The organism is Gelidimonas denitrificans (assembly GCF_055694065.1).
In genome coordinates this window covers 2,231,079-2,256,393 of sequence record NZ_CM146350.1, presented here as the reverse complement: position 1 = coordinate 2,256,393, position 25,315 = coordinate 2,231,079, and the positions used below count along the sequence as shown (strand labels likewise).

The window sequence follows — 25,315 nt, the reverse complement described above, 5'->3', positions numbered from 1 at the left end:
TTGATTTGCCGTTCATCCCGAAAAGCATGCAGGCGAAATTTGCTTCCGTTCAAATTAACCGGCCACATTATATCCATCGCAATCAGGGTTTTTGCGCAGCTTTCATCATGCGCAATCGAAATTGCTCAATATTCGACCGCCACCTGTTGCGCGCCCAGCACCTGCTCAAGCGCTATCTGCAATGCGTCCGACGGCGCCACACGCCATGTGTCGCCCAGGCGCAGCGTACAGTCGACGCCGTCCGGTTTCACGCGCACGGCAATCGGCAGGCCGTTTTCGGCGCGGTGCGGCTGCAGCACTTCCTGAATCTGGGCCGAGGCCACGGTGGCCGGCAAGAACAGACCAAGCTGCTGCCCGTACTGGATGCGCGCCGCCGCGATATCCATCACCTTTTCCGCCGTAATCCGCAGGCCGCCCGAAAAACGGTCTTCCGACACCTTGCCCTGCACCGCCAGGAATTCGTCTTCCTTGAACAGTCCTTTGTTGGCATCATAAATTTCGCTGTATACCGTCACGTCTACCGTCGCGCTGCCGTCATCGAGGGTGACGATGATCATCTTGCCGCGCTGGGTCATCTGGGTGCGCAATGCCGAGATCACGCCGGCCATCAGCCTTGGCTCGCGCGACGGTTCCAGATTGGTCAGTTTGGAGCGTGCGAACTGGCGCGCTTCGGTTGCGTAGGCGTCGAACATGTGGCCGGACAGGCAAAAGCCGAGCGCGGCTTTTTCTTCGGTCAGCTTCTGTTTCTCGCTCCAGGGCGCAGCCTTGACATATTCCGGCGGTGCCACCAAATCGCTGTCGTCGCCGCCGAACAGGCTGGACTGATTGATCGATGCCAGCGCTTGCCCGGCTGCTTCCATTGCGCGTCCGACCGACGCCAGCAGAATGGCGCGATTGACCTTGAAGCAGTCGAACGCGCCGGCGCGGATCAGCGATTCGATGGTGCGGCGATTGATCTGGCGCTTGTCTACCCGCAGGCAGAAATCGAATAAATCGACAAAAGGGGATTCTTTGCGGGCGGCGACAATCGCCTCGATTGCATTCTGGCCGGAACCCTTGACCGCGCCCAGACCGTAGCGGATGAAGGCGGCTTTCTTGCCGTCTTCGCGTTCCGGCGTGAAGCGATAATCGGACAAATTAATGTCGGGCGGCAATAGCGTCAAGTTGCAGATATCGAGCGCATCCACGACCAGAATCTTGATCTTGTCGGTGTCGTCCATCGCCAGCGACAAGTTGGCGGCCATGAAGGCGGCGGGGTGGTGCGCTTTCAGGTAGGCGGTGTGATACGACAGCAACGCGTAAGCGGCGGCGTGCGACTTGTTGAAACCGTAGCCGGCGAACTTTTCCATCAAGTCGAAAATCTCGTCGGCCTTGGCTTCCGACAAGCCATCCTTGGCCGCGCCGTCGCGGAAAATCTGGCGATGTTCCGCCATTTCCTCGGCCTTCTTTTTACCCATCGCGCGCCGCAACAGATCGGCGCCGCCGAGCGAATAGCCGCCGACCACCTGCGCCATCTGCATCACCTGCTCCTGATACACCATGATGCCGTAGGTTTCGGACAGAATGCCTTCGGTGCGCGGATCGGGATAATCGAAGCGTTCGCCGTGCTTGCGCTTGCAGAAGTCCGGAATCAGATCCATCGGGCCCGGCCGGTACAGCGCCACCAGCGCGATGATGTCCTCGAAGCGATCGGGCCGCGCATCCTTCAGCATGCCTTGCATGCCGCGGCTTTCCAGCTGGAACACGGCGACCGTTTTGGCGGCAGTCAACAGTTCATACGAGGCCCGGTCGTTGAGCGGCAGTTTTTCAAGGCTGAAATCGGCCATCGCCGGGTCCAGTTGCTTGATATAGCGCACCGCGCGGTCCAGAATCGTCAGCGTGGTCAAGCCCAAAAAGTCGAACTTGACCAGCCCGACCGCTTCCACGTCGTCCTTGTCGTATTGCGACACCACGCCGGAATCGCCGCCCTGTGTATACAGCGGGCAGAAATCGGTCAGCTTGCCAGGCGCGATCACCACGCCGCCGGCGTGCATGCCGATATTGCGGGCAATGCCTTCGACTTTTTGCGCCAGCTCCAGCAGTTGCTGGACCTCTTCTTCGTTTTCCTGCCGCTCGGCCAGTTGCGGCTCTTCCTTGATCGCGTCCGCAATCGTCACGTGCTTGCCGGGTTTGAACGGGATCAGCTTGGAAATGCCGTCGCAAAAGTTGTAGCCGAAATCGAGCACGCGGCCGACGTCGCGAATCGCGCCTTTGGCCGCCATGGTGCCGAAAGTGGCGATCTGCGACACCGCGTCCTTGCCGTACAAATCTTTCACGTGCTGAATCACGCGGTCGCGACCTTCCTGACAGAAATCGATATCGAAATCGGGCATCGATACCCGTTCCGGATTCAGGAAGCGCTCGAACAGCAGGTTGTACTCAAGCGGATCGAGATCGGTAATCAGCAGCGAATACGCCACCAGCGAACCGGCACCGGAGCCGCGACCGGGGCCGACCGGCACGCCGTTTTCCTTGGCCCAGCGGATGAATTCGGCCACGATCAGGAAGTAGCCGGGGAAGCCCATGTTGATGATGGTCTTCAGTTCGAACGCCAGCCTGACTTCGTAGCGAGCGCGTTCCTGTTCGCGTTTTTCTGCCAGCGGATACAGTTGCAGCAGACGCTTTTCAAGGCCGGCTTCCGATTCCGTCTTTAGGAATTCTTCAATCGTCATGCCTTCCGGCGTCGGGAAATTCGGCAACTGCGGCCGGCCCAGCTCCAGCGTCAGATTGCAGCGCTTGGCGATTTCAACCGAATTCTGCAGCGCCACCGGCAAATCGGCGAACAGCGCCGCCATTTGGTCCTGGGTCTGGAAACATTGCAAATCATTGAAGCGCTTGACGCGGCGCGCATTGGCCAGCATCTCGCCTTCGGCGATGCAAGTGCGCGCTTCGTGGGCGATGAATTCCTCTTTCGTCAGGAACTGGATCGGGTGCGTCGCCACCACCGGCAGTTGCAGTTTGGCTGCCAGCGCGACGGCCTGGCGCACATGGGTTTCCATGTTTGGCTGACCGGCGCGCTGGATTTCAATGTAGAAATGCCCAGGGAAAATGCTGACCCACTGTTTTACACGGCTCTCGGCTAAGGCCAGATTGCCATTGTCGATTGCCTGGCCGATATTGCCGAAATGCGCGCCGGACAAGGCGATTAATCCCGGCTTGCTGCCATCTTGTTGCAGCGCTTGCAACCATTCGGTGCGGATTTCGGCGCGACCGCGGTGCTGGTTGGTCAGCCAGGCTTTCGACAACAATTCGCACAATTGCAGGTAGCCGCTGCGATTCTTGACCAGCAGCAACAGACGCGACGGCTTGTCGCGCTCGTCTTCATTGGTGATCCAGACATCGCAGCCGGCAATCGGCTTGACGCCATTCTCGCGAGCAGCCTTGTAAAACTTGATCATGCCGAACAGGTTCGCCAGGTCGGTCAGGGCCAGCGCGGGTTGCAAATCTTTTTTTGCGGCCGGAATGATGTCATCGAGCCGTACCAATCCATCGACGATGGAATACTCGGAATGCAGGCGAAGGTGGATAAATTGCGGTGTAATCATGGCGGTATTTTACCCGCTGGAGCCAAGGCTTCACTGCCGTTTATAATGGCGCTCACACTTTCTACAGCGGAAATCGCACCATGCAGGCCACAGAACCATACGTCAATATCGCAGGTTATAAATTCGTCACTTTCAGCGATACCGTTGAAAAACGCGGTGAATTTCGCGCTTTGTGCGAGAAATTGGCATTAAAAGGTACCATTTTGCTGACGCCGGAAGGAATCAATCTGTTTCTGGCCGGGCGACGCGCAGAGATTGATCAATTTCTGGGGTGGCTGCGCGCCGATGCGCGTTTTTCCGATTTTTACGTCAAAGAAAGCACTTCGCCAGAGCAGCCTTTCACCAAGCTGCTGGTCAAGCTGAAGCGCGAAATCATCACGATGAAGATGCCGCTGATCAAGCCCGAAGAAGGCCGCGCCCCTTTCGTGGAACCCAAAACCCTGAAGCGCTGGCTCGATTGCGGTCATGACGACAATGGCCGGCCGGTGGTGATGCTGGAAACCCGCAATGCGTTCGAGGTCGATGTCGGCACTTTCAAAAACACCGTCGATTACCGTATCAGCAAGTTCAGCGAATTCCCCGACGTGATCGCCGCACACAAGGACGAGTTGGCGGGCAAGACGCTGGTAACCTTTTGCACCGGCGGCATCCGCTGCGAAAAAGCCGCGATTCACATGCAAAACATCGGTTTCGACAATGTGTACCAGCTGGATGGCGGCATTTTGCAGTATTTCGAGGATGTCGGCGGCGATCATTACGACGGCGAATGTTTCGTGTTCGACTATCGCACCGCGCTCAACCCGAAGCTGGAACCGACCGCCACCACCCAATGTTTCGCCTGCCGCGCCGTGGTCACGCCACGCGAGCAATTGGTGCCGGAATATGTGCCGGGCGTATCTTGCCCGCATTGTTATAAAGTGCCCGATGTGAGCGCGGGTAGCGGTGCCAGCGTTGTCGAAACCGATTCCGGACATTAAAAATACCGGGATATGTATTTTTAATGTCCGCAATTAAAGTGTGCGGTAAGTGCATGCTATTTCGATATACTCCCGTTTATTATGCATTGTAGGTTGGTGCTGAGCTTGCGAAGCCCAACGCGCAACTTAAAAGTGAGATGCATAAACCAAAAAGAAAGATTCAATGACTGGCATCCTGTTTGCAATCGCCGCTTACCTGATCGGCTCGATTTCCTTTGCGGTGGTGGTGAGCAAGCTGCTCGGGCTGAACGATCCGCGCTGCTACGGTTCCGGCAATCCGGGCGCGACCAATGTGCTGCGCAGCGGCAACAAGTCGGCGGCGCTGCTGACATTGCTGGGCGATGGCGCCAAAGGCTGGCTTGCAGTGTGGCTCACCATCCGGTTCGGCCCGCAATACGGCGTGGGCGAGAGCGGCCTAGCTCTGGTGGTGCTGGCGGTCTTTCTCGGGCATCTGTGGCCGGTATTTTTCCGCTTCGTCGGCGGCAAGGGCGTAGCAACTGCGCTGGGCGTGTTGCTGGGTTTGAGCGGCTGGCTTGGCCTGGGGACGCTGATCACCTGGCTGGTGATCGCGTATGCGTTCCGCTACTCGTCACTTGCGGCCCTGATCGCAGCCATATTCGCGCCGTTTTACTACGGCTTGATGTTCGGCGTTAATCCGATCCTGTTTGCGGTGCTGGCCATGAGCGCGCTGCTGGTGTTTCGCCACCGCCAGAATATCGCCAACCTGCTGGCCGGCAAGGAAAGCCGTCTGGGCAGCAAGAAAACGTGATTTATATTTTTAAAATAGCGGGAGTATGGCTTTAAACACTGCCATTCCCGCATATTTTTAGTGCGTATTTAAAAAATACCAGATCAAGTATGGCGGGTGCAACCGCCCAGTTTCGTAGGATGGGTGAAACCCATCCTACGCGGCGCGCAACGTATCCAGCGGCCAGCGCGGCAGCACATTGAACGCGTAATCGCGCTTGGCCGCATCCGGATTTTCCTTCAAGCGCAGCGCTGCTGCGAAGGCGATCATCGCGCCGTTATCGGTGCAAAATTCCAATTCCGGATAAAACACCTGGAAGCGCCGTTTGGCCGCTGCCGCATTCAGCGCTTCGCGCAATTGCACATTGGCGCCGACGCCGCCGGCAATCACCAGCCGTTTCAGGCCGGTATCGCGCAGGGCAGCCATGCATTTGGCGACCAGCACTTCCACCATCGCATCGACAAAAGCGCGCGCCACGTTGGCCTTGTCCTGCTCGCAGATATTGGTGATCTTGTTCTTGACCAGAGTCAGCACTGCGGTTTTCAGGCCAGAGAAGCTGAAATTCAAATCCTTCGAATGCAGCATCGGACGCGGTAATTTATACACGCCGGGGTCGCCGAATTCAGCCATGCGCGAGATTTCCGGCCCGCCCGGATAACCGAGTCCCAGCAGCTTGGCCGACTTGTCGAAAGCTTCGCCGGCGGCGTCGTCCAGCGTTTCGCCCAGTAAGGTATAGCGGCCGACGCCATCGACCCGCATCAATTGCGTGTGGCCGCCGGATACCAGCAAGGCCACGAACGGGAACGCCGGCGGCGAATATGCCGGATTCTTGGCCAGCAACGGCGACAGCAAATGGCCTTCCAGATGGTGAATGCCGAGCATTGGCTTGTCGAGCGCCAGCCCCAGACCGCAGGCGAACGATGCGCCCACCAGCAGCGCGCCGGCCAGGCCCGGACCCTGGGTGTAAGCGATGGCGTCGATCTGCTCCAGCGTTCTGCCGCTGTCTTTGAGGGTTTGCTGCAACAGCGGGACGGCGCGCCGGATATGGTCGCGCGATGCCAGTTCCGGCACTACGCCGCCATACGCCGCGTGCATCGCAACTTGCGAGTGCAGCGCGTGCGCCAGCAAGCCTTGTTCGGTGTCCACCAGCGCGATGCCGGTTTCGTCACAGGAGGATTCAACGCCTAAAACAAGCATGGGGATTCTCTACAGGTAGGGGGTGGTGTGATTTTTGCATACATTTCTTGCGACTATCTTTTGCGTGCATTTCTTGTTTGTATTATAGAAGATGGCGCTCCTTAAGCCCGATACCCCGATACCCGTGGCGCAACGATGAATGGATTGTTACTTTGAAGACGCACATCACGACATCAGAAATAGGCAAGCTTCGCATCGTTGTCGTCAATACCGTCTGGTCCCTGGAGGATGCCGATGACGCCGCCGCGCGCGCCCATTCCGAGCGCTCGCGGGCGCTGCGCATCGGCCTGCTGCAGGCCGGCTACAACATCGTCGCCGCGATTCCGGGCGATTTCTACCTGCAGGAGCGGATCGCGCAGCTGCAACCGGACATCATCATCATCGATGCCGAGTCCGATGCGCGCGATGTGCTGGAGCAGATCGTGATCGCCACCCGCGATGCGCCGCGCCCGATTGCGTTGTTTACCGAAGATGCCAGCGAATCGCATATGACGGTGGCGATGGAAGCCGGGGTCTCGGCCTATGTGGTGGCCGGCTTGCAAGCGGAGCGCGTCAAGCCGGTGCTGGATGTGGCAATGGCGCGCTTCAATGCCGACCAAAAACTGCGTACTGAGTTATCCGACACCAAAGCCAAACTGGCCGAGCGCAAGACCATCGACCGCGCCAAAGGCTTGCTGATGACGCGTCACAAGCTGTCGGAAGAAGAGGCGTACCAGAAACTGCGCCGGTTGGCGATGGACAAGAACCTGAAAGTGGCCGACATCGCGCAGCGCATTCTGGATGTTGCTGATTTGCTGGGTTAGATGGCTTGTGTTGGTGCATCGCACAAAACTGGTGCGATAAAACGCTTGAGTTGCATCCGGATGGACGGATTCCATTGTGGAAGAGCTGGCACGGAAATTGCTGAATGAAAGATAAGCGCTAACGATGGCGACTGTGTGGAACCGGCCAACGGCGGTCGGTTCTGCCAAGACAAAGGTGTCTCTCCGCATGATTTATTTCATGACGGACAGGCACTTTTTTTATTTGTTCAAATAGTGGGAGTACCGCCATGTTCAGCGATAAAAATCATCTTCTCAGCGCAACCGGACAAGACCTTGTCAATAACAAACGCCGCAGCCTGATCAAAACCGCAAGTCTCGCCACAGGAGCAAGCATGTTTGGATTATCCACAGGCGCAGTCTGGGCCGCCGGTTCCGACAAGCCGGAAAAGGAAGAGGTCAAGGTCGGATTCATTCCTCTGACGGATTGCGCCTCGGTCGTGATGGCATCGGTGCTCGGCTTCGACAAGAAGTACGGCATCAAGATCGTACTCAGCAAGGAAGCGTCATGGGCCGGCGTGCGCGACAAGTTGGTCAATGGCGAACTGGACGCTGCGCATGTGCTGTATGGCTTGATGTATGGCGTGCAGATGGGCATCGGCAGCCCGAAAAAAGACATGGCGGTGCTGATGTCGCTCAACAACAATGGGCAGGCGATTACGCTGTCGAAAAAACTCGCCGACAAGGGCGCGGTTGATGGCTCCAGCCTCGCCAAGCTGATGCGTACCGAAAAGCGCGAATATACTTTTGCCCAGACTTTTCCGACCGGCACCCATGCGATGTGGCTGTATTACTGGCTGGCCGCCAGCGGCATCGATCCGTTCAAGGATGCGCGCGTCATTGTGGTGCCGCCGCCGCAAATGGTCGCCAACATGCGGGTCGGGAATATGGACGGCTTCTGCGTCGGCGAGCCCTGGAACCATCGGGCGATCATGGATGGCGTCGGCATCACCGCCACCACCACCCAGGACATCTGGAAAGACCATCCGGAAAAAGTGCTGGGCGCCAGCGGCGATTTCGTCAAGAAATATCCGAACACCGCCCGCGCTTTGGTAGCAGCGGTGCTGGAAGCCGGCCGCTGGATCGACGCGTCCTTGGCCAACAAGAGCAAGATGGCCGAAACCATCGCCGCCAAATCGTATGTGAATACCTCGGTCGATGCGATCAACCAGCGCATTCTCGGGCGCTACCAGAACGGCCTCGGCAAGACCTGGGACGATCCGAACCACATGAAGTTCTTCAATGACGGCGCGGCGACTTTCCCTTACCTGTCCGACGGCATGTGGTTCATGACGCAGCACAAGCGCTGGGGCTTGCTGAAGGACGAACCGGATTACCTCGGCGTGGCAAAAGCGGTGAACCGGATCGACATCTACAAAGATGCCGCCGCAATGGCGAAAGTCGCGGTGCCGAAAGAGGGTATGCGCACCAGCAAGCTGATGGACGGCACCGTATGGGATGGCAAGAACCCGAAAGCCTACGCCGCTTCTTTCAAGATCAAAGCCTAAGGAGTCATCATGAGTGCAGTAATGGATTCCACCACAAACGCGCCGGCTGCCATGGCGGTAAATTCGCCGCCGGAGCAAGCGATGGTTGCACGAAACAGCGCCAGCCCGGTTGTTGTGAAAGTTGCAAAATCGGCCGGCAGGAAACCGTCGTTGCGGCCTTTTCTGCTGGCGGTCGTGCCGCCCATGATCGGCGTCGCTTTGCTGGTGCTGATCTGGCAAATCATCTCCATCAAGAACAGCGGCATCCCGTCGCCACTGGCGACTTTCAACGAGGCCGTGGTGCTGTTCTCGGACCCGTTCTACATCAACAGCCCGAATGATCAGGGCATTGGCTGGAACGTGTATGCGTCGCTGAAGCGGGTGGCGGTCGGCTTCGGCCTGGCGGCGGCGATCGGCATTCCGCTGGGCTTCATGATCGGCCGTTTCACTTTCCTGTCGCGCATGTTCGGTCCCATCATCAGCTTGCTGAAACCGGTGTCGCCGCTGGCCTGGCTGCCAATCGGCTTGTTGGTATTCAAAGCGGCTGATCCGGCTGCGATCTGGTCGATTTTGATCTGCTCGATCTGGCCGATGATCATCAACACCGCCATCGGTGTGCAGCGCGTACCGCAGGATTACATGAACGTGGCGCGGGTGCTGAATCTGTCGGAATGGAAAATTCTGACCAAGATTCTGTTTCCTTCGGTGTTGCCGCACATGCTGACCGGCGTGCGTCTTGCCATCGGCACCGCCTGGCTGGTTATCGTCGCGGCGGAAATGCTGACCGGCGGCGTCGGCATCGGATTCTGGATCTGGGATGAGTGGAACAACCTGAACGTGGCGCACATCATCATCGCCATCGTCGTCATCGGCGTGGTCGGTTTGATTCTGGAACAGGCGCTGGTCGCGGTCGCGAAGGCATTCACTTTTGAAGATGGCGGCAACTGATCGCTATAAGGTAAATAAGGAAAAATCATGGAAAACCAGGATAGCAAGTTCATCGACGTGCAGCACGCGGAAATGGTGTTCCACACCCGGAAGGGCAATTTTCACGCATTGCAAGACATTAACCTGAGCATCCGGAAGGGTGAATTCGTGACCCTGATCGGCCATTCCGGTTGCGGCAAATCGACGTTGCTGAACCTGCTTGCGGGTTTGACGACGGCCACCGGCGGCGTGCTGATTTGCGCCAACCGCGAAATCGCCGGCCCTTCGCCGGAGCGCGGCGTGGTGTTCCAGAACCACTCGCTGCTGCCCTGGCTGACGTGCTTTGAAAACGTCTATCTGGCAGTCGAACGCGTTTTCGGCGCTGCCGAATCTAAAGCCAAACTCAAGCAACGCACCAGGGCTGCGCTGGAAATGGTTGGACTGACTCACGCCGAAAACAAGCGTCCCAACGAGATTTCCGGCGGCATGAAGCAGCGCGTCGGCATCGCCCGCGCGCTGTCGATGGAGCCGAAAGTGTTGCTGCTGGATGAGCCGTTCGGCGCGCTCGATGCGCTGACCCGCGCCCATCTGCAGGATGAATTGCTGAAAATCGTCGCCCAGACGCGCTCGACGGTGGTGATGGTCACCCACGACGTCGACGAGGCGGTATTGCTGTCGGACCGTATCGTGATGATGACCAACGGCCCGGCGGCCACCATCGGCGAAATCCTGAACGTGCGGCTGGCGCGGCCACGCGAGCGCGTCGCCCTGGCGCAGAATGCCTTGTACGGCGAATACCGGACTTCGGTGCTGGAGTTTTTGTATCACCGCCAAGTGCATCCGGCGGAGAAAGAGGTGGCATGAACTGTTTGAATCAGATCATCCAAGTCATTTCAGTCGGTCATGAGCCAAATTAGTGTAGGAGCGCACCCGGGCGCGAATATCCGCAGAACCGCATAATTGCCAAGATACGCAGCTAATCGCAAGCCGGTCGCGCCCGGGTGCGCTCCTACAGAAAATCCACGTGTACCTATCATCCCAGTCGTAGAACAACAGCAGGCGGGTTGCTGAACTCAGCGAATCACAATCAAATACAGCATCAATATATTCAAAATAATGGCGGTAATGGCGAGGGTGCGCCAGACGGAAACCGGGTCGCGGGTCGCCAGCGGCGGGGTGCCGGCGGTAGCCAGCGGACGGGTTGCACCGCGTTCCAGCGCCAGCAGAAACTCTTCCGCAGTCTCGAAACGGCTGCTGGTGTCTTTGGCCAGCGCCTTCAGCAATACGTTTTCCAGCCACAACGGGATGTCTGGCCGGTAGCGGCAGGGCGCTACCGGCTCGCCGAAACGCGGGTGCTGGAACGGTTCGATCTCGCCAAAAGGGTAATGCCGGGTCAGCAAGTAATACAGCGTCACGCCGACCGCATACACATCGGTCTGGCGCGACGGCGGCGCATTGTCGAACTGTTCCGGCGCCAGGAAGGACGGGGTGCCGGCTTGCGGCGCTGGATTGCCTTGTTCGGCCTCGAATCCGGATTGCGCCACGCCCAGGTCCAGCACGCGCAATTCGCCATCGTCGCCCAGATGCACATTGGCCGGTTTGATGTCGCGATGGAGGATGCTGCGCCGGTGCAGCGCGCCGATTGCGCGCACCAGTTGCTCGCCGTGGTGGACAACTTCCGGCACCGTGAAGTGGACGCCGGCGTCGAGGCACTGTTGCAGGTTGTTGCCGGGATGCCAGGTGCAGAGGTAATACAAGGCGGTTTTGCGTTGCGGCGTGATGACCTGCGGAAAAAAGCGTGCGACCGCCCGTTTTGCCAGCCATTCCTCGTGCGCGAAAGCCGAGCGTTCCTGCTCGTCATTGGCATGGTCGGGGTGCAGCGTCTTGAGCACCAGCTTGCGCTGGGTGGTGGGATCGAGCACCCGATACAACAATGTCGCTTGCGACGCATGGATCAGTTCTTCGACCCGATAGCCGTCGATGCTCTGGCCCGCTTTCAGCCTGGGCGGCAGCGGCAAATCGCGCGACAGCGAGACCGCATCGCGCAGGTTTTCCTGCGGCAGCGCATCGACCCGCAGCAGCAGGGCGCTGAGATTGTCCTGCGAGCCGGCTGCCAGCGCCGCATCCAGCAAGGCCTGGCTGGCGTGTTCGATGCTGTGGCCCAGCGCCGCCTCGGACAAGAGGGCGGTCAGGTCGTATTCTGTGATCGACGCCCAGACGCCGTCGCTGGCCAGCAGAAACACATCGCGCTGTTGCAGTTCGCCCATGCCGTGGTCGATTGCCAGGCGTGAGTCGAGCCCGATCGCGCGCGTGAGCACATGCTGCATTTCCGGGCGGTCCCAGACATGGTCGGTGGTCAGCCGGGACAGCACGCCGCCGCGCAGCAAGTACAGGCGCGTGTCGCCGACATGGGCGAAATAGTAAAAGCGGCCGCGCAGCACGATGGACGTCAGCGTGGTCGCCATGCCGGCCAGTTCCGCACGGATCGAACCCTGTTGCTGGACCCAGCCGTTGGTGGCCTTGATCACGCGCTCCAGCGCCTGCGTCACCGGCCAGGTATCGGGCGTGGCGTAATAATCGGCCAGCAAACCGCGCACCGCGTATTCCGACGCTTCGCGCCCACCCTCGTTGCCGGAGACGCCGTCGGCGATGGCGGCCAACATGCCTTTGGTCGACAGTTCAGGCTCGTTGGGCGTGACCATGCCGAGAAAATCCTCATTGCGTTCGCGTTTCCCAGCGGATGTGGCGTGGCTGGCGGCGATGATCAGTGGCATGGTGTTGTCTCAGTCGGTAATCAAATTCTGTCCACGAAAGACACGAAAAAATTCATGGGCAATGAATTTGTAAAAACAGTGGGTATATGTATTTTCATGGCATTTTCAGCATATTTTTATTGCGTATACAAAATATACCCAGTTCAGTACGAAGCTGGAATCGGATGCTCATTCATGTGCGATCGAGATCCGTCATTTTCGTGCCTTTCGTGCCTTTTGTGCTTTTCGTGGACCATGCTTTCCTGATTAGATCTTGGCCGCTGTCATCGCCGCGCTGCCCCAAGTGGTGCGCCAGCGGCCTTTGACCATCGACAAGCCGAGCAACGCGACGATTGCCAGCCCGGCGAATATGGACAGCCCCAGCTGATAGCTGCCCGTCAATTGCTTCGAATAACCGAGGCTGGATGCCAGGTAAAAGCCGCCGATCCCGCCCGCCATGCCGACCAGGCCGGTCATCACGCCGATTTCCTTGCGGAAGCGCTGCGGCACCAGCTGGAATACTGCGCCGTTGCCGGTGCCCAGCGCCAGCATCGCCAGCGTGAATACGATGACGGCCGCGACCGCAGACGGCAGGCCGAAGCTGGCGATCAGCAGGAAACTTGCGGCCAGCACATACATGATCGACAAGGCCTTGATGCCGCCAATCCGGTCGGCCAGGCGGCCGCCCATCGGCCGCACCAGCGAGCCGGCGAATACGCAGGCGGCGGTGAAATAGCCGGCAGCCACCGGTGACAAGCCGTACTGGCTGTTGAAATAAATCGCAAGCGACGATGCCAGGCCGGAGAAGCCGCCGAAGGTGACGCTGTAAAAGAACATGAACCACCATGCATCCTTGTCTTTCAGGATGTGCAAATACTCGACCAGCGATTTCGCCGGTGGCGCTGCCGGCGCATCTTTGGCGTATGTCATATACACCGCCAATGCCACGCTCAAAGGAATCAGGGCCAGCCCAAACACGTTTTGCCAGCCATAGGCGATTGCCAGCGACGGCGCAAATAATGCCGCGAATGCAGTGCCGGAGTTGCCGGCGCCGGCGATGCCGAGCGCGGTGCCCTGATGTTCGGGCGGATACCAGCGCGATGCCAGCGGCAGCGCCACCGCGAAAGCCGCGCCGGCCACACCCAGGATGACGCCCAATGTCAGCAAGCTTTGGTAACTTCCCAAGTCGCCCAGCCAGGCCCACGTCAGCCCAGCGATCACGATCAGCTGGCCGATCAGTCCGGCTTTTTTGGGTTTCAGATGATCCACCAGAACGCCCATCACGATACGCAGCAAAGCGCCTGCCAATAAAGGGGTGGCGACCATCATGCCTTTTTGCGCGTCCGACAGGCCCAGGTCCTTGGCAATCAGGATCGCCAGCGGGCCGAGCAGGACCCAGACCATGAAGCTGAGATCGAAGTAAAAGAAGGCGGAAAGCAGCGTCGGCGTATGCCCGGCCTTCCAGAACGATGTTTTTTGCATGATGACTCCTGATGTGAATACGCGTCATTAATGCAAGCGCCATGCCATACGCCTGCGTGATGCCTGCACACGCTTACACACTTGCCTGCACTAATTGATAAGGCGTAAATCGGCTAAGGGTTATTTTTGTGCGTTGCACTATTTCAGTGTGATTGCGTGCGTTAAATGCCCTTTTAGGGTGCAAATCTGCATTTCGCCACGGTCATGCACCACGAAACGCACTGGCATCAATTTTGCTCAAGTAAAGCCAACAGACATTTACTTGGGGGATCGCGATGAAGAAGTTGAAACTGGTAATGGTTGGTAACGGCATGGCAGGCGTGCGCACGCTCGAAGAGCTGCGCAAGATCGCTCCCGACGTGTATGACATCACCGTCTTCGGTGCGGAACCCTATGCCAATTACAACCGCATCCTGTTGTCGCCGGTGCTGGCCGGCGAGCAAACCGTGCAGGACATCATGCTCAACGATGTCGACTGGTATGTGGAAAACGACATCACGCTGCATCTGGGCAAGAAGATCGTCAAGATCGACCGCGTCAAGCGTCAGGTGATCGCGGAAGACGGCACCGTCGCCGAATACGACCGCCTGTTGCTGGCGACCGGCTCCAACCCGTTCATGCTGCCGGTGCCGGGCAAGGACTTGCAAGGCGTGATCGCCTATCGCGACATTGCCGACACCAACGCGATGATCGACGCGGCCACCAAACATACACATGCAATCGTCATCGGCGGCGGCTTGCTCGGGCTGGAAGCGGCCAACGGCCTGAAGCTGCGCGGCATGGATGTCACCGTGGTGCATTTGCCGAAATGGCTGATGGAGCGCCAGCTGGATGAAGTCGCGGGCAAGATGCTGCAGAAAGCGCTGGAAGATCGCGGCCTGCATTTCCTGCTGGGGAAAAACACCGAAGCCATCATCGGCGACGAAGACGAAGGTAAAAGCGGCCACGTGAAGGCGATCCGCTTCACCGACGGGCTGGAAATCCCGGCGCAGCTGATCGTGATGGCAGTCGGCATCCGCCCCAACACCGCGCTGGCGGAATCGGCCGGCATCTATTGCAACCGCGGTATCGTCGTCAACGACACGATGCAGACCTACGACCCGCGCGTCTACTCGGTCGGCGAGTGCGTCAACCACCGCGGCAATGTATATGGGCTGGTCGCGCCGCTGTTCGACATGGCCAAGGTCTGCGCGAATCATCTGGCCAATTTCGGCATCGGCCGCTATCAGGGTTCGGTCACCTCGACCAAGCTGAAAGTGACCGGCATCGATCTGTTTTCGGCCGGCGATTTCACCGGCGGCGCAGGCACCGAAGAAATCATCCTGTCGGATCCGATAGGCGGCGTCTACAAGAAGCTGGTGCTGAAGGACGACAAGCTGATCGGGGCCTGCCTGTACGGCGACACGGTGGACGGCAGCTGGTACTTCAAGCTGCTGCGTGAAAGCCGGGCGATTGCCGAAATCCGCGACAGCCTGATGTTCGGCGAATCGAGCACCGGCGACGCCGGCCATGAAGGCTTCACCAAGGCCGCATCGATGCCGGACAGCGCCGAAGTGTGCGGCTGCAACGGCGTGTGCAAGGGCACCATCGTCAAGGCGATCAAGGAGCACGGCCTGTTCACGCTGGAAGATGTGCGCAAGCACACCAAGGCATCGGCCTCGTGCGGCTCCTGCACTGGCTTGGTCGAGCAGATCATCATGTCCACCGTCGGCGCCGATTATTCGGTTTCCAGCAAGGCCAAGCCGCTGTGCGATTGCACCGATCACACCCACCAGGAAGTGCGCGATGCGATCAGGATCGAGAAACTCCTGACCATCGCCCAGACCATGGAATTCATGGCCTGGCGCACGCCCAACGGCTGTACCAAATGCCGCCCTGCGATCAACTATTACGTGTTGTCGACCTGGCCGCACGAAGCCCGTGATGATCCGCAATCGCGCTACATCAATGAGCGCGCGCATGCCAACATCCAGAAAGACGGCACCTATTCGGTCATCCCGCGCATGTGGGGCGGCATAACCAACGCATCCGACCTGCGCCGCATTGCCGATGTGGTCGACAAATATGCGATTCCGACCATCAAGGTTACCGGTGGCCAGCGCATCGACTTGCTCGGCGTGAAAAAGGCGGATTTGCCGGGCGTCTGGAAAGACCTCGGGATGCCGTGCGGCGCTGCTTATGCAAAGGCATTGCGCACCGTGAAAACCTGCGTCGGCAGCGAATGGTGCCGCTTCGGGACCCAGGATTCGACCCTGATGGGGCAGCAGCTGGAGCGTGAATTGTGCCGCATGTACGCGCCGCACAAGGTCAAGATCGCGGTCTCCGGTTGCCCGCGCAACTGCGCCGAATCCGGCATCAAGGACGTCGGCGTGATCGGCGTCGATTCCGGCTGGGAAATTTATGTCGGCGGCAACGGCGGCATCAAGACCGAAGTCGCGCAATTCTTCGTCAAGGTCAAGACCCATGCGGAAGTGCTGGAATATGCGGGCGCTTTCCTGCAGCTATACCGCGAAGAAGGCTGGTATCTGGAGCGCACCGTCCATTACCTGGCACGCGTCGGCCTTGATCATGCGAAGAAAAACGTGCTGGAAGACGAGGCCAACCGCAAGGCGCTGTATCAACGCATGCTGTTCTCGCTCGAAGGCGAGGTCGACCCTTGGCATGAGCCGGAGAAGGCGCTGATTGACATGCGCCAGTTCGTGGCGCTGCCGGCCTGATTTGGTTATAAGGTAATTATTCAGCGCGCTATAAGAGAAGTCCAAACTGAAGCAGTTTTTTGTAGGAGCGCACCGGGGCGCGAAAGCAGTCGCCAGACTGCAGCCGTTGATCGCGCCCGGGTGCGCTCCTACAAAATCGCACCATTTCGCTCTTCATTGACTGGCCGGCCGAATAGTTATGTTTTAAGAAATAAGTAATGGGTATTTTTAAAGACGCCATTAAATAATGCGTAAAAGCAGTGCTTTTTGCATATACATAACCCTAGTATTGTAAGGATCTGAAATGTCGAATCAATGGAAAGTCATTTGCAAGGTTGCCGATATTCCGGTGCTGGGCGCGCGCGTGGTGCAGCGCACTGGAAAGCCGGACGTGGCGATTTTTCGCAACGCAGAAGACAAGGTATTTGCGCTGCTGGACCGTTGCCCGCACAAGGGCGGACCGCTGTCGCAAGGCATCGTGTACGGCGAGCGCGTCGCCTGTCCTTTGCACAACTGGAACATCGAACTCGATTCCGGCTGCGCCGCGGCGCCGGATCATGGTTGCGCGCAAAAATTCAGCGTCAAGGTGGAAGCCGGCGATGTGTATCTGGATGCAGTCGAATTAGCTGCGCTGGCGATCGAGGTTGCCGCTGCATGAACCCATTGCGCGAGACTAAAGCAACCTGCTGTTACTGCGGCGTCGGTTGCGGCGTCATCGTCGAAACCGATGGCGTGCAGGTGACCGGCGTGCGCGGCGATCCCGAGCATCCCGCCAATTTCGGCCGCTTGTGCACCAAAGGCAGCACGCTGCATCTGACCGCCAATCCGCTGCTGCAGCGGCAAGCGCGCGCGCTGTATCCGGAACTGCGCACTGCGCGCACTGCGCCACGCGTGCGCGCCAGCTGGGGCCAGACGCTGGACGCCATCGCGCAACAATTCTTTGACACGATCAAAAAATACGGGCCGGACAGCGTCGGTTTCTATATCTCCGGCCAGCTGCTGACCGAAGATTATTACGTCTTCAACAAGCTGGCGAAAGGCTTGATCGGCACCAACAATATCGATAGCAATTCGCGCTTGTGCATGTCGAGTGCGGTGGCCGGCTACAAGCAGACGCTGGGTGCCGATGCGCCGCCGGCCTGTTATGAAGATATCGAGCAAGCCGAGCTGATTTTCATCGTCGGCTCCAATACCGCGTATGCGCATCCGATTCTGTATCGCCGTATCGAAGATGCGCGCAAGAACAACCCGAATCTGAAAGTCATCGTCGCCGATCCGCGCCGTACTGATACTGCGCGCGAAGCTGATTTGTTTTTGCCTATTTTGCCCGGCACCGACGTCGCGCTGTTCAACGGCATGCTGCATATCTGCCTGTGGGAAGACCTGCTCGACAGCGCGTATATCGACGCCCATACCGAAGGCTTTGCCGAACTGAAACAGACGGTGCGCGATTACACGCCCAAATATGTGGCAGAACTGTGCGGCATCAGCGAGGCCGATCTGGTGCAGGCGGCGCAATGGTTCGGGCGTTCCAAAGCCGCCTTGTCGCTGTATTGCCAGGGCTTGAACCAGTCGTCTTCCGGCACCGCCAAGAATGCGGCGCTGATCAATCTGCATCTGGCCACGCATCAGATCGGCAAGCCCGGCGCGGGACCGTTTTCGCTGACCGGCCAGCCGAATGCGATGGGCGGGCGCGAAGTCGGCGGGATGGCGAATCTGCTGTCGGCGCACCGCGATTTGTCCAATCCCGAGCATCGCGCCGAAGTGGCGAAGCTATGGGGCGTGGACGATGTGCCAGCCCAACCGGGCAAAACGGCGGTTGAAGTGTTCGAGGCAGTGCGCAGCGGCGAGATCAAGCTGCTGTGGATCGCCTGCACCAATCCCGCACAATCGATGCCGGACCAGAAGCTGGTGCGCGCAGCGCTCGAACGCGCCGAGCTGGTGATCGTGCAGGAAGCCTACAAGACGACGGCGACCGTCGATTACGCCGACGTGCTGCTGCCGGCGACCAGTTGGAGCGAGAAGGATGGCACCGTCACCAATTCCGAGCGCCGCATCACCCGCATCAAGCCGGCATTGCCGAAGCCGGGCCAGACCCGTCACGACTGGGAAATAGTCTGTGACTTCGCGCGCAGGCTGGAAGTGTTGATGGGCAAAACTAGAACCTTATTTCCGTATGCGAGCGCGGAAGATATCTGGAGCGAGCACCGCGAAACCACGCGCGGGCGCGATCTCGATATCACCGGTTTGTCTTTCGATATTCTGGAGCAGCAGGGGCCGCAGCAATGGCCGTTCCCGCACGGTGCGGTGACCGGCAAGCAGCGCCTGTACGAAGACGGCATTTTTCCGACTGCCAGCGGGCGGGCGAAATTCGTCAATGCCGTGTATCAGCCGGTGGCCGAGGCGGTCGATGCGCGCTACCCGTTTCACCTGACGACTGGACGCCTGCGCGACCAATGGCACGGTATGAGCCGCACCGGCACCGTGGCGCAATTGTTTGCGCACGCATCCGAGCCGTCGGTCGTGATGTCGCAACTCGACATGGAGCGCCGCCTGATCAAGAGCGGCGAGTTGGTGCATGTGACCAGCAAGCGCGGCTCGCAAATATTGCCGGCGCTGGCCGGTGCCGAGATGCGCGCCGGGCAGGCGTTCGTTGCGATGCACTGGGGCGAGGAATATCTGTCCGGCCGCGGCCATGATGGCGCCGGCACTTTTGGCGTGAATGCGCTGACGCTGTCAACCTTTGATCCAGTCTCCAAGCAGCCGGAACTCAAGCATGCGGCAGTCAAGATTTTGAAGGCTGAGTTGCCGTGGCGTTTTCTGGTGTTCGGCTGGGTCGATGCGTCGCAAGTGCTGGCCCTGCAAGTGGCGCTGCGGCCGTATCTGCGCCGTTTCAGCTACGCGTCATGCACGCTGTTCGGACGCGACAAGGTCGGCGTTCTGTTTCGCGCCGCCGATGATTACGTCGCCGACGCAGCGCTGGTCAAGGAAATCGAATCCCGTTTCGGCATCGAGGGTGCCGCTGTGCTGCGTTACGACGATGCCAAGCGCGGCAATGCACGCCATATTCTGGTGCAGGACGGCAAACTGGCAGCGGTTTCCATGGCAGGCGATACCTCGGCAGAGCATTGGCTGAAGGAATACCTGGAAGGCGAATTGCCGGTTGCCGCGCTTGGGCGCATGTTGTTGGTGCCCTCGACCAAAGCGCCGCAAGGATTCAAGTCACGCGGCCGGATTGTCTGTAACTGCCTTAATGTTGCCGAGTCGGAAATCAAGGGCGTATTGGCTGCGCAGCAGGGCGCACCGGATGCTGTATTGGCAAGCTTGCAAGCCAGGCTGAAGTGCGGCACCAACTGCGGTTCATGCGTGCCCGAGTTGAAACAGATGGTGCTGGCACGCGAAGCAATTGCAACAACTGCCTGACAAAACTTGCCGGGACCGGCCTCGTCGGGAGCTCGTAATCGGTATAATCCGCGCATGGAAAATGCACAAGTAACTGAAAATTCTGAAAATTTCGCGGCGGCCCGTTTCATCAAGGTGATCGGACGCGGCAAGGATGGCGCTCGCAGCTTGGCGCGCAATGATGCATACGATATGTATGCGGCAATGCTGGATCGACGCATCTCCGATCTCGAACTGGGTGGAATCTTGCTGTCGATGCGCATCAAGGGCGAGTCGGTGGATGAAATCGCCGGTTTTCTCGATGCAGCAGAAGCATCGTTTGAGCAATTGTCGGTGCCGGGCGAACTGTCCGCCTTTGCTCCCATTGTGATTCCGAGTTACAACGGTTCGCGCAAAATGGCGAACCTGACGCCATTGCTGGCGCTGCTGCTGGCGCGCGAAGGCGTGCCGGTTTTGGTGCATGGCGTTACGCAAGACTCGGGGCGCGTGACCACGGCCGAGATTTTCACGGCGCTGGGTTTGCAGCATTCGCAGACTGTGCAGCAGGCCGAGGCGTGCTTTGCGCGGCATCAGCCCGCTTTCATGCCGATCGGCGTTTTGGCCCCCGCGATGGCACGCCTGCTGGAAACGCGGCGCATATTGGGAGTGCGCAATTCGACTCATACGCTGGTCAAGATCATGCAGCCTTTCAAGGGTTCGGCCTTGCGTTTGGTGTCGTATACGCATCCGGAATATCTCGCCATGTTGAGCAGCTATTTTTCAACGGCTGCGCCCGCCGCGCGCGGCGACGCTTTCCTGATGCGCGGAACCGAAGGAGAAACCGTGGCGAACGCCCGGCGCTCGCAGCAAATCGACTGGTACCACGCCGGCACATGCACGACGCTGGTGCAAACTCTGCCAGTCATCGACGCAGTCATTGCCTTGCCCGAAGAGCGCGATGCAGCCTCGACCGCACTCTGGACCGAAGCGGTATTGCGCCAGGAGCAACCGGTGCCGGCCACCATTGTCGAACAGGTGAAATACTGTTTGCAGGTTTCCAAACAATTACAAGCCGACCAATTGGCGCGGTAGGTTTTGCAAGACATGATGAAAAAATATGAAGTCGCCGTAATCGGCGCCGGTGCCGCCGGCATGATGTGCGCGTCTGTCGCCGGCCAGCGCGGCAAAAGCGTGGTGTTAATCGATCACGCCACGCGTCTGGCAGAAAAAATCCGCATCTCCGGCGGCGGCCGCTGCAATTTCACCAACATCGACGCCGGCCCGCAGAATTTTTTGTCCGGTAATCCCCATTTCTGCAAAAGTGCCTTGGCGCGCTACACGCCGCAGGATTTTCTTGGCTTGCTGAAGCGTTATCGCATCGCGTATCACGAGAAGCACAAGGGGCAGCTGTTTTGCGACGATTCGGCCGAAGACATTATCCGGATGCTGAAAGCCGAGTGCGATCTGGGTCAAGTGCACTGGCAGATGCCGTGCAGCGTCAGCGCAATTAACCAGGCCGACGGCGGATTTATGGTGACGACCAGTGCCGGCAGCATCTTGGCCGACAGCGTCGTGCTTGCCACCGGCGGCCTTTCCATCCCGAAAATCGGTGCTACCGATTTCGCATACCGTATTGCGCGGCAATTCGGCATCAAACTGGTGGAGCCACGGCCGGCACTGGTGCCGCTTACTTTTGATATTGCAGAATGGCAACCGTTTGTCGCGTTGGCGGGCATTGCATTGCCGGTCGAGATAAGCGCAGGCGAAAAGAAGAGCCGGGGGAGTTTTCGTGAAGACCTGTTATTTACCCATCGTGGCCTGTCCGGCCCGGCGGTATTGCAGATTTCCAGCTATTGGCAGCCAGGTGCGCAGCTCACCATCAATTTATTGCCCGACATGGATGTCGCGCAAACGCTGATCGAGGGCAAGTCGACACTCAAGAGGAATCTGGGCAACACATTGTCGCAATGGTTGCCGGCGCGGTTAGTGGACGGCTGGTTGCAAATCAAAGGCATCCAATCCGACGCGCGCATCGCCGACATGACCGACAAGCAATTGCGCTTGGTGGGAGAATCGCTGAACGCCTGGGTCATCACCCCCGACGGTTCCGAAGGCTATCGTAAGGCGGAAGTCACGCTGGGCGGCATCGATACCCGCGAGTTGTCGCAACAGACAATGATGACAACAAGGGTGCCGGGACTATATTTCATAGGGGAATCGGTAGACGTGACCGGATGGCTGGGCGGCTATAATTTCCAGTGGGCATGGGCGTCCGGTGTTGCGGCAGGCATGTCGGTGTGATTCGAATCCGATGCCGGCATGGCGAGAGAGTTGCTCGTTAAAACTTCACGTTAAAAAAACTTTCAACGAACAAGTAAGTCTGCTAGAATCGGCGTCTTCTCCTAAAATCACCGTTTGAATTTACATGACAACAATCCGCCTTAAAGAAAACGAGCCGTTCGAAGTCGCAATGCGTCGCTTCAAGCGCACTATTGAAAAAACCGGTTTGTTGACCGACCTGCGCGCACGTGAATTTTACGAGAAGCCCACTGCAGAGCGTAAGCGCAAGCTTGCTGCCGCAGTCAAGCGCCATTACAAGCGCATTCGTAGCCAGCAGCTGCCGAAAAAGCTGTTCTAATTTTTCACCGCACGTTAGTGCGGCTGAATTAAAAACCCGCTTCGGTTGTTCCGCTGCGGGTTTTTCTATTTATCTGAGTGAAATGAGGATGATATGGGATTGAAAGAGCAGATTACCGATGATATGAAGGCTGCAATGCGTGCCAAAGATAGCGTCAAGCTGGGCGCGATTCGCATGCTAACTGCCGCGATCAAGCAAAAAGAAGTTGACGAGCGTATTGATGTGACCGATGCGCAGGTTCTTGCCATCGTCGAAAAAATGATCAAACAGCGCAAGGATTCGATCAGCCAATTTGAAGCCGGCGCTCGCCAGGACTTGGCCGATATCGAAAAAATCGAGCTGGCAATTTTGTCGGTCTACATGCCTGAAGCACTTTCAGATGCCGAAGTGCAGGCTGCAGTGGCTGCTGCCATCGCGGAAGTCGGTGCCACCGGGCCGCAGGATATGGGCAAGTTGATGGCAGTACTGAAGCCGAAACTGGCAGGGCGCGCGGACATGACAGTCGTATCGGCGCTGGTAAAGGCCGCCTTGAGCAAGGCTTGATCGCCGTATTGCGCAGATTTAAGTCGAGATGATCCCCCAATCGTTCATTCAGGACTTGCTCAGTCGCGTCGATATCGTCGAGGTGGTTGGCCGTTATGTGCAACTGAAGAAGGGCGGCGCCAACTTCATGGGTTTGTGTCCGTTTCATAACGAGAAATCACCCAGCTTTACCGTCAGCCCAACCAAGCAGTTTTACCACTGCTTCGGTTGCGGCGCGCACGGCACCGCCATCGGTTTCCTGATGGAATACGCCGGTTCTGGCTTTGTCGATGCCGTCAAGGATCTGGCACAGAATGTCGGCCTGGCAGTTCCGGAACAGGATCATCTGTTGCCTGCGCAGCGTGCCGAGGCTCAGGCAAAGACCATGGCGCTTACCGATGTGATGACGCAGGCCTGCGATTTTTATCGCAGCCAATTGCGTAGTGCCGGGCCCGCTATTGCCTATTTGAAAAGACGCGGATTAACAGGTGAGATAGCAGCCAGGTTCGGTTTGGGTTATGCACCCGATGGCTGGGATGGCTTGCGCACAGTATTTCCCGATTACGATGCTGCGGCGTTGGTCGAAGCTGGCCTGGTGATCGATAAAAGCGAAGAGCCGGGAACAAGCCGGCGGTGTTATGACCGCTTCCGTGATCGCATAATGTTTCCCATACGCAATACAAAAGGGCAGGTGATCGGTTTTGGCGGCCGGATTCTCGATAGCGGCGAACCGAAGTACTTGAATTCTCCCGAGACACCCTTATTTCAGAAGGGTCTGGAGTTGTATGGTTTGTTCGAGGCGCGGCAGGCGATACGCACCGCCGGTTATGTATTGGTGACTGAGGGTTACATGGATGTTGTTGCGCTGGCGCAACTTGGCTTTCCGCAGGCGGTTGCGACGCTCGGCACTGCATGTACCCCGACACATGTACAGAAATTATTGCGCCAGACAGATCACGTGGTGTTTAGTTTCGATGGCGATAGTGCCGGGCGTCGCGCAGCGCGGCGTGCGCTCGATGGATGTTTGCCTTTGGTGACAGATAATAAAATCATTAAATTTTTATTTTTGCCGACCGAGCATGACCCGGATAGTTATGTGCGTGAACTGGGTGCAGATGCTTTTTCGCAACAAATTCAGGATGCGATGCCACTGTCACAATTTCTTTTGAAGGAAGTGATTGGCGACAATGATTTGGCTAGTCCAGAAGGGCGCGCACGCGTGCAGTTTGATGCCAAACCATTATTGCAAGCGATGCCCGCATCATCTTTGCGTTTGCAAATAGTCAGGAGTTTGTCGCAATTGACGCTTACGACTGCTGAAGAAATTGAATCTTTGTTCGAACTTGTCAATCCGATATCCAGAACGCGCAGAGCACCGCCAAAAACAAAACGTGCTGCACCGATGGGGCTGGAGCGCCAGATGATTCGGCTGCTGATCGCGCATCCCTCGCTGGCAGCGGATCTGGATGCATCTGTGCTGGTTGCTGTGGCGCACATTTCGTCGGATTATGCGGCAATGCTGACGCAGTTGGTCAAGACTTGTCAGGCGATGGGAGTGAATGCGAATTTTGCGGCATTGGCAGAGCAGTTGCGCGCCTCTGAGTCTGATTTTGATGCATTGATAGCGGAAATAGCGGCACAACCAGAATCGGACGTAGATGTCGTTCGCCTGGAGTTGGCCGGCGCTGTCAGACAGACCAAAATGCATGCAATCAAGGCGGAACTAGACCAATTGGCAACCTCTGGTCAGAGTGTCGAAAACGTCCGTACGCGTTATATGGAATTGATGTCGCAGCAAGAGCAGTTGAGACGGCAGGCGGACGCTGAAATAGCAATGCGTTAAGACGGCTCAAATATCTGAATTGAAGCAATGGGGATGGTTCGGTGGCCTGGAGAAAATATGGCTCGATATGCTATAGTTTAAAGCTTTTAATTCAAGGTCTTATGGCTTTGAATCGGTGAAAACATAAGGAGTACATTGCAAGCCAATCAGCACTATGCGGAAATTCTCAAGCTAGGCGCGATTTGACTTGTGGCGTAAAAAATATTTGAGTTGGTGGTTATTCCATGGTGAGCGCAATGAAAAAACCTGCGAAATTCCA

Annotated in this window: 18 protein-coding genes; 14 read left to right on the top strand and 4 right to left on the bottom strand. The window is 58.0% G+C overall.

What is annotated here, in order from left to right:
- Positions 1–125: 125 nt before the first annotated feature.
- Positions 126–3,584 (bottom strand): DNA polymerase III subunit alpha, encoded by a 3,459-nt coding sequence (gene dnaE / locus FKCLFG_RS10515; RefSeq protein ID WP_472613039.1) that lies wholly within the window; start codon positions 3,582–3,584, stop codon positions 126–128.
- An 80-nt stretch (positions 3,585–3,664) separates the two neighbouring features.
- On the opposite strand from dnaE, the gene FKCLFG_RS10510 reads away from it, so the two are divergent.
- Together FKCLFG_RS10510 and plsY are read left to right on the top strand one after the other, a co-directional pair.
- Positions 3,665–4,561 (top strand): sulfurtransferase, encoded by an 897-nt coding sequence (locus FKCLFG_RS10510; RefSeq protein ID WP_472613038.1) that lies wholly within the window; start codon positions 3,665–3,667, stop codon positions 4,559–4,561.
- A 163-nt stretch (positions 4,562–4,724) separates the two neighbouring features.
- A complete protein-coding gene (gene plsY / locus FKCLFG_RS10505; protein ID WP_472613037.1) occupies positions 4,725–5,330 on the top strand; it encodes a glycerol-3-phosphate 1-O-acyltransferase PlsY in 606 nt (201 codons plus the stop codon).
- A gap of 135 nt (positions 5,331–5,465) precedes the next feature.
- Here plsY and tsaD read toward each other — a convergent pair whose 3' ends face one another.
- Positions 5,466–6,506, bottom strand: coding sequence for a tRNA (adenosine(37)-N6)-threonylcarbamoyltransferase complex transferase subunit TsaD (tsaD, locus tag FKCLFG_RS10500; RefSeq protein WP_472613036.1), 1,041 nt, complete (start codon positions 6,504–6,506; stop codon positions 5,466–5,468).
- Positions 6,507–6,685: 179 nt separating this feature from the next.
- On the opposite strand from tsaD, the gene FKCLFG_RS10495 reads away from it, so the two are divergent.
- The 4 genes from FKCLFG_RS10495 to FKCLFG_RS10480 all read left to right on the top strand — a co-directional run bounded on the left by FKCLFG_RS10495 (position 6,686) and on the right by FKCLFG_RS10480 (position 10,605).
- The gene (locus FKCLFG_RS10495; protein WP_472615840.1) at positions 6,686–7,309 is read left to right on the top strand and encodes an ANTAR domain-containing response regulator; all 624 of its coding nucleotides are present in this window, start codon (positions 6,686–6,688) and stop codon (positions 7,307–7,309) included.
- A gap of 248 nt (positions 7,310–7,557) precedes the next feature.
- The gene (locus FKCLFG_RS10490) at positions 7,558–8,835 is read left to right on the top strand and encodes a CmpA/NrtA family ABC transporter substrate-binding protein (RefSeq protein ID WP_472613035.1); all 1,278 of its coding nucleotides are present in this window, start codon (positions 7,558–7,560) and stop codon (positions 8,833–8,835) included.
- 9 nt (positions 8,836–8,844) lie between these two features.
- The gene (gene ntrB, locus FKCLFG_RS10485) at positions 8,845–9,762 is read left to right on the top strand and encodes a nitrate ABC transporter permease (protein ID WP_472613034.1); all 918 of its coding nucleotides are present in this window, start codon (positions 8,845–8,847) and stop codon (positions 9,760–9,762) included.
- Positions 9,763–9,789: 27 nt separating this feature from the next.
- Positions 9,790–10,605: an ABC transporter ATP-binding protein gene (locus tag FKCLFG_RS10480; RefSeq protein ID WP_472613033.1), complete on the top strand. Its 816-nt coding sequence runs from the start codon at positions 9,790–9,792 to the stop codon at positions 10,603–10,605.
- Positions 10,606–10,814: 209 nt separating this feature from the next.
- Here FKCLFG_RS10480 and FKCLFG_RS10475 read toward each other — a convergent pair whose 3' ends face one another.
- The gene (locus FKCLFG_RS10475; protein ID WP_472613032.1) at positions 10,815–12,515 is read right to left on the bottom strand and encodes a protein kinase domain-containing protein; all 1,701 of its coding nucleotides are present in this window, start codon (positions 12,513–12,515) and stop codon (positions 10,815–10,817) included.
- Between the two features lie 246 nt (positions 12,516–12,761).
- On the bottom strand, positions 12,762–13,976 hold the full coding sequence (locus FKCLFG_RS10470; protein ID WP_472613031.1) for a nitrate/nitrite transporter: 1,215 nt from the start codon (positions 13,974–13,976) through the stop codon (positions 12,762–12,764).
- A gap of 275 nt (positions 13,977–14,251) precedes the next feature.
- Between FKCLFG_RS10470 and nirB the strand changes: the two genes are divergently transcribed.
- From nirB to dnaG, 8 genes are all read left to right on the top strand, one after another.
- Entirely contained in the window at positions 14,252–16,693 is a 2,442-nt protein-coding gene (gene nirB, locus FKCLFG_RS10465) for a nitrite reductase large subunit NirB (RefSeq protein WP_472613030.1), read from the top strand.
- 283 nt (positions 16,694–16,976) lie between these two features.
- Positions 16,977–17,330, top strand: coding sequence for a nitrite reductase small subunit NirD (gene nirD / locus FKCLFG_RS10460; protein WP_472613029.1), 354 nt, complete (start codon positions 16,977–16,979; stop codon positions 17,328–17,330).
- Complete coding sequence (locus FKCLFG_RS10455) at positions 17,327–20,095, top strand: nitrate reductase (protein WP_472613028.1); 2,769 nt, start codon at positions 17,327–17,329, stop codon at positions 20,093–20,095. The genes nirD and FKCLFG_RS10455 overlap by 4 nt, the downstream gene beginning before the upstream one ends.
- Before the next feature lie 54 nt (positions 20,096–20,149).
- Positions 20,150–21,145: a DNA-binding protein YbiB gene (ybiB, locus tag FKCLFG_RS10450; protein ID WP_472613027.1), complete on the top strand. Its 996-nt coding sequence runs from the start codon at positions 20,150–20,152 to the stop codon at positions 21,143–21,145.
- Between the two features lie 12 nt (positions 21,146–21,157).
- On the top strand, positions 21,158–22,354 hold the full coding sequence (locus FKCLFG_RS10445; RefSeq protein ID WP_472613026.1) for a BaiN/RdsA family NAD(P)/FAD-dependent oxidoreductase: 1,197 nt from the start codon (positions 21,158–21,160) through the stop codon (positions 22,352–22,354).
- A gap of 124 nt (positions 22,355–22,478) precedes the next feature.
- The gene (gene rpsU, locus FKCLFG_RS10440) at positions 22,479–22,691 is read left to right on the top strand and encodes a 30S ribosomal protein S21 (protein WP_025917312.1); all 213 of its coding nucleotides are present in this window, start codon (positions 22,479–22,481) and stop codon (positions 22,689–22,691) included.
- A 93-nt stretch (positions 22,692–22,784) separates the two neighbouring features.
- The gene (locus FKCLFG_RS10435) at positions 22,785–23,234 is read left to right on the top strand and encodes a GatB/YqeY domain-containing protein (protein WP_472613025.1); all 450 of its coding nucleotides are present in this window, start codon (positions 22,785–22,787) and stop codon (positions 23,232–23,234) included.
- Positions 23,235–23,262: 28 nt separating this feature from the next.
- Positions 23,263–25,056, top strand: coding sequence for a DNA primase (gene dnaG / locus FKCLFG_RS10430; RefSeq protein ID WP_472613024.1), 1,794 nt, complete (start codon positions 23,263–23,265; stop codon positions 25,054–25,056).
- The last annotated feature ends 259 nt before the right edge of the window (positions 25,057–25,315 follow it).